At 70.7% G+C, this 5,607-nt stretch carries 6 protein-coding genes and 1 riboswitch; of the genes, 4 read left to right on the top strand and 2 right to left on the bottom strand.

Annotated features, from left to right (window positions below; all coding sequences use genetic code 11):
* Positions 1–99: 99 nt before the first annotated feature.
* Both AB0B48_RS31605 and AB0B48_RS31600 read right to left on the bottom strand, forming a co-directional pair.
* Positions 100–870 (bottom strand): CbtA family protein, encoded by a 771-nt coding sequence (locus AB0B48_RS31605; RefSeq protein ID WP_357208005.1) that lies wholly within the window; start codon positions 868–870, stop codon positions 100–102.
* A complete protein-coding gene (locus AB0B48_RS31600) occupies positions 861–1,064 on the bottom strand; it encodes a CbtB-domain containing protein (RefSeq protein WP_355010105.1) in 204 nt (67 codons plus the stop codon). The genes AB0B48_RS31605 and AB0B48_RS31600 overlap by 10 nt, the downstream gene beginning before the upstream one ends.
* Positions 1,065–1,122: 58 nt before the next feature.
* Positions 1,123–1,202, bottom strand: a riboswitch (cobalamin riboswitch).
* A 316-nt stretch (positions 1,203–1,518) separates the two neighbouring features.
* Between AB0B48_RS31600 and AB0B48_RS31595 the strand changes: the two genes are divergently transcribed.
* The 4 genes from AB0B48_RS31595 to AB0B48_RS31580 form a co-directional block, all read left to right on the top strand.
* Entirely contained in the window at positions 1,519–2,397 is an 879-nt protein-coding gene (locus AB0B48_RS31595) for an amidohydrolase family protein (RefSeq protein ID WP_357208002.1), read from the top strand.
* A gap of 320 nt (positions 2,398–2,717) precedes the next feature.
* The gene (locus AB0B48_RS31590) at positions 2,718–3,725 is read left to right on the top strand and encodes an ABC transporter permease (RefSeq protein ID WP_091406814.1); all 1,008 of its coding nucleotides are present in this window, start codon (positions 2,718–2,720) and stop codon (positions 3,723–3,725) included.
* A gap of 40 nt (positions 3,726–3,765) precedes the next feature.
* Positions 3,766–4,818: an ABC transporter substrate-binding protein gene (locus AB0B48_RS31585; protein WP_357208000.1), complete on the top strand. Its 1,053-nt coding sequence runs from the start codon at positions 3,766–3,768 to the stop codon at positions 4,816–4,818.
* Positions 4,818–5,607: ATP-binding cassette domain-containing protein (locus AB0B48_RS31580; protein ID WP_357207997.1), on the top strand; the 790-nt coding region annotated here is incomplete at its 3' end. The genes AB0B48_RS31585 and AB0B48_RS31580, both read left to right, overlap by 1 nt.

Below are 5,607 nucleotides of genomic sequence, written 5' to 3'. Positions count from 1 at the left end.
GCAGGCCACCCTCGTCCAGGCCGTCGTCGGCGCCGCCGAAGCGGGCCCGGCGCAGCGCGGCGGTGTGACCGTGGGCGACCAGCCGAAGGCTGGTGCCGGTCACGTGCTCGGCAGCGCGGAACCGGCCCGGCGACGCCGCTCGTGGTGCATCAGGGCCGCGAACAGCAGGCCGATGCCGGTCCAGAGCACGACCTGGGTGCCGAGCGAGGCAAGCCGGAAACTCCACAGCAGGGTCGCCGGGAAGTCCGCCGGAACCTCCTGGAAGGACGGCATCACCACGTACGACACTGCCGTGACCAGGAGGAACCCGCCCACGGCCGCCGCGGCGCGAAGCCACGTCGGTGCGTGGGCACCGACCGACCGGTAGCCCAGCGAGCCGGCCCACACGGCCACCAGCCCGAGCACCACCATCAACAGGTAGGTGACGGTCCGTTGGTTGATGGTGGCCGGGTCGCCGACCGCCGGTGGGTTCGCCGGGTACTTGAGGAACGGCACGATCACCGCACCGAGCAACGCCGCGCCGGCCAGCAGCAGACCCCACCGCCCGTCGTCGTCGCCGCGCCGCCGACGGGCCAGCAGGACGTACGCCGTGGCCAGCAGGCCACCCATCGCGGCCCCGAACAGGGCGGTGGCGAGGAACAGGCCGCCGCGCTGACCCGTCCGGCTGACCAGCGCGTCCTCGTGATCGTGCGCACCAGCAGCAGGCTCGGCGTGCGTCGCCGCCTCCTCGATGGCGATGGCCGCCTCGACGTGCGGTTCGCCGGCGACGTACGCGAACGCCCCGGCGAGCAGGCCGGCGATCAGGCCGGCCAGCAGCCCGCGGACGAGGACGGCGAGGAACGGGGGAGTGCTGGTGGTGGTCAGTGGCACGGGACGCCCAGCAGGTGCCGGCCGTCGTGCATCAGCTCGTGCAGGTACATCCCACTGCGCGACACCGCCCCCTGGTCGAAGGCGACGAGATACGTCAGCAGGGCGAGCGCGGCAACGGTCGCCAGAGCAGTCCACAAGAGACGGGCACTGCCGGCGGGGTGCACCACCGGCTGGCTGGTAGCGGAGCTAGACATGAATACACGAACCTCCCCAGGGATGACGCGTCCCCATCGCAAGGCTGCGGACGACCGAGCGTCCTGGCTCGCGGACCCCGATGGTGATTGGGGAACCGCTCACAGTGGCGCGACCGCGCCGGATTCACACCGGCTTCCCTCGCGTCGCCGCAGATAGTGCGTCGACGGTATCGGTGCCGCCGCAGGCGGTCAACCCGGACCCGCGCCCGGACGCGTCCGTACACCGGTACGTCGACGAGGCGGGCCAGCCGCAGGTGCCGGGTGGATTCGTCAGACCAAAAGGCGACACTGCCGGAGGCCGGTTGTGGTGCGCGTTCGGGACTCGACAACAGGCTGTTACCGCTAACATGGTCAATCTGCCAGATCGGCTCCGTGGCTCCGGGTTGACCCGGAGGGTTCGATCAGCGGCGGGGCGGGGTGTGCGGTGGACGGGAACGCGTCAGGGACGGGTCCGGTGACGACCGGCGAGGTCGCGCGACGAGCGGGCATCGTCGACGCGCACCATCACCTCTGGGTCCGGGCGCGGCACCCACAGCCCTGGATCGATCCGCACACCATGGCCGCGATCGACGACGACTTCACACCGGTCGAGCTCGCCCCGGCGACCCGGGCCGCCGGGGTCACCCAGACCGTGGTCGTCCAGTCGGTCGCCGTTCGGTCGGAGACGCCCGAGTTGCTCGGCATCGCGGCCGACGACCCGCTCGTCGCCGGGGTCGTCGGCTGGGTCGACCTCACCGCCGCCGATATCGGCCGTCGCCTCGCCCGACTACGCGGGGCGCGCGGCGGCGAACGGCTGGTCGGGATCCGGCACCTGGTCCAGTCCGAACCCGACCCGACCTATCTCGATCGCCCCGAGGTGCGGCGCGGCATCGCCGCGGTCGGTGCCGCGGGTCTCGCCTTCGACCTCCTGGTGCGCCACCGTCAGCTGCCGGCGGCCGTCCGGCTCGTCCGCGACCTGCCCCAGGTGCGGTTCGTCCTGGACCACCTCGGCAAGCCCCCGCTCGGACGCGCCGATCTCGGTGACTGGCAGCGCGACCTGCGGGCGTTCGCGGCCGAGTCCAACACCACGGCGAAGCTCTCCGGCCTGGTGACCGAAGTGGACGGTGGGTCCTGGACCGCGGCCGACCTGCGGCCCGCGGTCGAGCACGCCCTTGACGTGTTCGGGCCGGATCGGCTGATGTTCGGCTCGGACTGGCCGGTGTGCCTGCTCGCCACCTCGTACACCCGCTGGGTCGCCGTCCTCGGTGACCTGCTGGACCCGCTGTCCGACGCCGAGCGGGCCGCGATCTGGCGCCGGACCGCCGGCCGTGTCTACCGGCTGTCCCCGTCCTGAGACGGCAGCGCCTTTCCGCCTGGGGACATAGGATCTTATCGATAACATGCTGGCAGCGGCAGTCGGTGTCGATTTGGTCAGACGTATGGCTTCGGTAGCACAGGTAACGATGGCAAAACATGCTCGCAAGACCTTGGCAACATACGTGAATGCGTGGCAAGGTAACGCCTGATCGCGGGAAACATCCGATCTATCTCCAGGGTTGTGCGGGCACCTCGCCGCACCGCCGGCCGAGCGGGGTCGGTCGCTCACAGACGTTCGGCTCGTCGGCGGGTCCCCGTCGGACGCCGGCGCCACGCTTGGGGAGGTCAGGTCCGACGATGAGTAGCGCCGAGGCAACCGCCGGCACACAGCGCGGCGAACTCAGCGACTGGTTCCGGGAACGGATCTCGCACGCCGTCTCCGAGTTCACCGCCGCGACCGCGTTGGTCGTCCTGTTCATCGCCTTGACCTTCGCGAGTCCCTACTTCCTGACAGCGGACAACCTCTTCAACATCGGGGCCCAGACGGCGGTGATCGCCATCATCGCCACAGCCCAGACGATGGTCATCATCACGAAGGGCATCGACCTGTCCGTGGGGTCGGTCGCCGCGCTCGCCGGCGTACTGGGCGCGATGGTCGTGCGCGACCTCGGCTTCTCGCTCTGGGCGGCGACCGCGGTCGCGATCGGCGTCGGCGCGCTGGCCGGGCTGTTGAACGGGCTGCTGGTGACGGTGGCCCGGATTCCGCCGTTCATCGCGACGTTGGGGACCATGTCCGTGGGCCGAGGCCTGGTCTTCATCATCACCGGCGCGGTCGGCGTCTACGGCCTGCCCCGGTCCTTCCAACTGCTCGGCAACGGGCAGATCCTCGGCATTCCGTTCGCCGTGGTGATCACCGTCCTGGTCGCCGTCGGGGTCGCCTTCCTGCTCTCCCAGACCCGCTTCGGTCAGTACACCTACGCCATGGGCTCCAATCTGGAGGCGGCCCGCCGCTCCGGCATCCGGGTCGGGCGGCACCTGACCGGCGTGTACGTGCTGGCCGGCGTGCTGGTCGGGCTGGGCGGCATGATCGCCGCGTCCCGGGTCAACTCCGGCCAGCCCAACTACGGGATCTCGCTGGAACTCGACGTCATCGCCGCCGCCGTCATCGGCGGAGCCAGCCTGTTCGGCGGGCAGGGCCGAATCGTCGGGACCATCATCGGCGCGTTCCTCATCGCCCTGGTCCGCAACGGCGCCGTCCTGCTCGACATCAGCATCCACTACCAGCAAGTGATCGTCGGCGTGATCATCTGGGCCGCCGTCTACTTCGACCAGTACCGCCGCCGGCGGCTGGAATCACGGGGTTGACATGCCATTCCGAGAGTCCGAACGAGGAAGGACACACACCATGGCACACACCACCACCAGCCGGCGGACGCGAGGACGACTCCTGCGCGCGCAGGCGATCCTGGCCGCAGCCGCGGCGACCGCCCTGCTCAGCGCCTGCGGCGGGGTCGAGGTCCGTGACGGCGGCGACAGCGCGACCAAGGACGCGAGCGGCCCGTTGAAGCTCGCCGTCGTACCCAAGGCGGTCGGCGCCGACTACTGGAACACTGTCAAGGCGGGCGCCGAGTGCGCCGCGCAGCGCGCGGGGGACGTTACCGTCCAGTGGGACGGGGTGACCGCCGAGACCGACGTCGAGGGCCAGGTCAACCTGATCCAGAACTTCGTCACCAAGAAGGTCGACGGCATCGTCTACGCGGCGACCGACTCCAGCGCGCTGGCACCGGCGACCGACAAGGCGCTCAGCGCCAACATCCCGGTCGCCATGATCGACTCTGGCACCAGCCCGCAGCCGTCGAACGTGCCCCTCTTCGCCACCGACAACCGTGCGTCGGCGACCGAGGCGGCGAAGCTGCTCGCCACCGAACTCGGCCCCGGCAACCACGAGGTGGCGCTCGTCGAGTTCCAGCCCGGGTCGCAGACCAACACCGAGCGGGTCGACGGCTTCAAGGCCGGCCTCGCCCAGTACCCCAACCTGAAGCTGGTCGGCCAACAGCCGAGCAAGAGCGACGTCAACGAGGCCCGACGGGTCACCGAGAACATCCTCACCGCCAACCCCAACCTGAAGGGTGTCTTCGCGGCCAACGAGCCGAGCGTGCTCGGTGCCGCGCAGGCCATCCAGGCCGCCGGCAAGTCCGGCAAGGTGGTCATCATCGGGTGGGACGCCGCCCCGGACGAGATCGCCGGGGTACGCAGCGGCCAGATCTCGGCGCTGGTCGTGCAGAACCCGTTCAAGATGGGCTACTTCGGCGTCGACAAGATGGTCAAGCACCTTCGGGACAAGGCGCCGCTGGCGTCGGCCGACACCGGCGTCACCTTCGTCACCAAGGAGAACATCGACTCGGCGGAGATCAAGGCGGTGCTCGAGCCCAGCTGCGCCAACCCGCCGGTGCAGTGATGGGCGTGAACCCCACGGCCACCCCGACCAGCGACCAGCAACCCACCGACGCGGAGCCGCCGGTCCTCGAAGCCCGCGGCATCGTCAAGCGGTTCGGGCACGTCGAGGCGTTGCGCGGCGCCGACTTCACGGTCCGCCGCGGTGAGGTCGTCGCGCTGATCGGCGACAACGGCGCCGGCAAGAGCACCCTGATCAAGACCCTGTCCGGTGTGCACCCGCCTGACGAGGGCGAGATCCGGGTCGGCGGCCGTCCGGTCCAGTTCTCCACCCCCGTCGACGCCCGACGGGCAGGGGTGGAGACCGTCTACCAGGACCTCGCCGTCGCCGACGACCTCAGCGTGGCCGCCAACCTGTATCTCGGCCGGGAGATCCTTCGCTCCGGACCACTCGGCCGGCTCGGGCTGCTGGACAAGCGCGCCATGCGCCACGGCGCCGCCGCCGCCCTGGACGAACTGGGCGTACGGATCCCCCGGGTCACCACCCCCATCGCGATGCTGTCCGGTGGGCAGCGGCAGTGCGTGGCGGTGGCCCGGGCCATCATCTGGGCTACCAACGTGGTCATCCTCGACGAGCCCACCGCGGCCCTGGGGGTGGTCCAGACCGGGCGGGTGCTCGACGTCGTCCGGCGGGCCCGCGACGCCGGCATGTCGGTGGTGCTGGTGAGCCACAACATGCCGCAGGTCCTCGAGATCGCCGACCGGGTCGAGGTGCTGCGCCTCGGCCGGCGCGCGGCCCAGCTCCGCGCCGACGAGGCCACCACCGACGATCTGGTCGCCGCGATGACCGGCA

It is taken from the genome of Micromonospora sp. NPDC049089 (genome assembly GCF_040648775.1).
GTDB lineage: Bacteria > Actinomycetota > Actinomycetes > Mycobacteriales > Micromonosporaceae > Micromonospora.
The sequence above is the reverse complement of the archived record's forward strand: the minus strand, read 5'-3'. Positions and strand labels throughout refer to the sequence as shown.

What these genes read in the sequence shown, in the direction of transcription:
- AB0B48_RS31590 (WP_091406814.1), top strand. Translation starts at nt 2,718, where the DNA reads ATGAGTAGCGCCGAGGCAACCGCCGGCACACAGCGCGGCGAACTCAGC.
- AB0B48_RS31600 (WP_355010105.1), bottom strand. Translation starts at nt 1,064, where the DNA reads ATGTCTAGCTCCGCTACCAGCCAGCCGGTGGTGCACCCCGCCGGCAGT.
- AB0B48_RS31585 (WP_357208000.1), top strand. Translation starts at nt 3,766, where the DNA reads ATGGCACACACCACCACCAGCCGGCGGACGCGAGGACGACTCCTGCGC.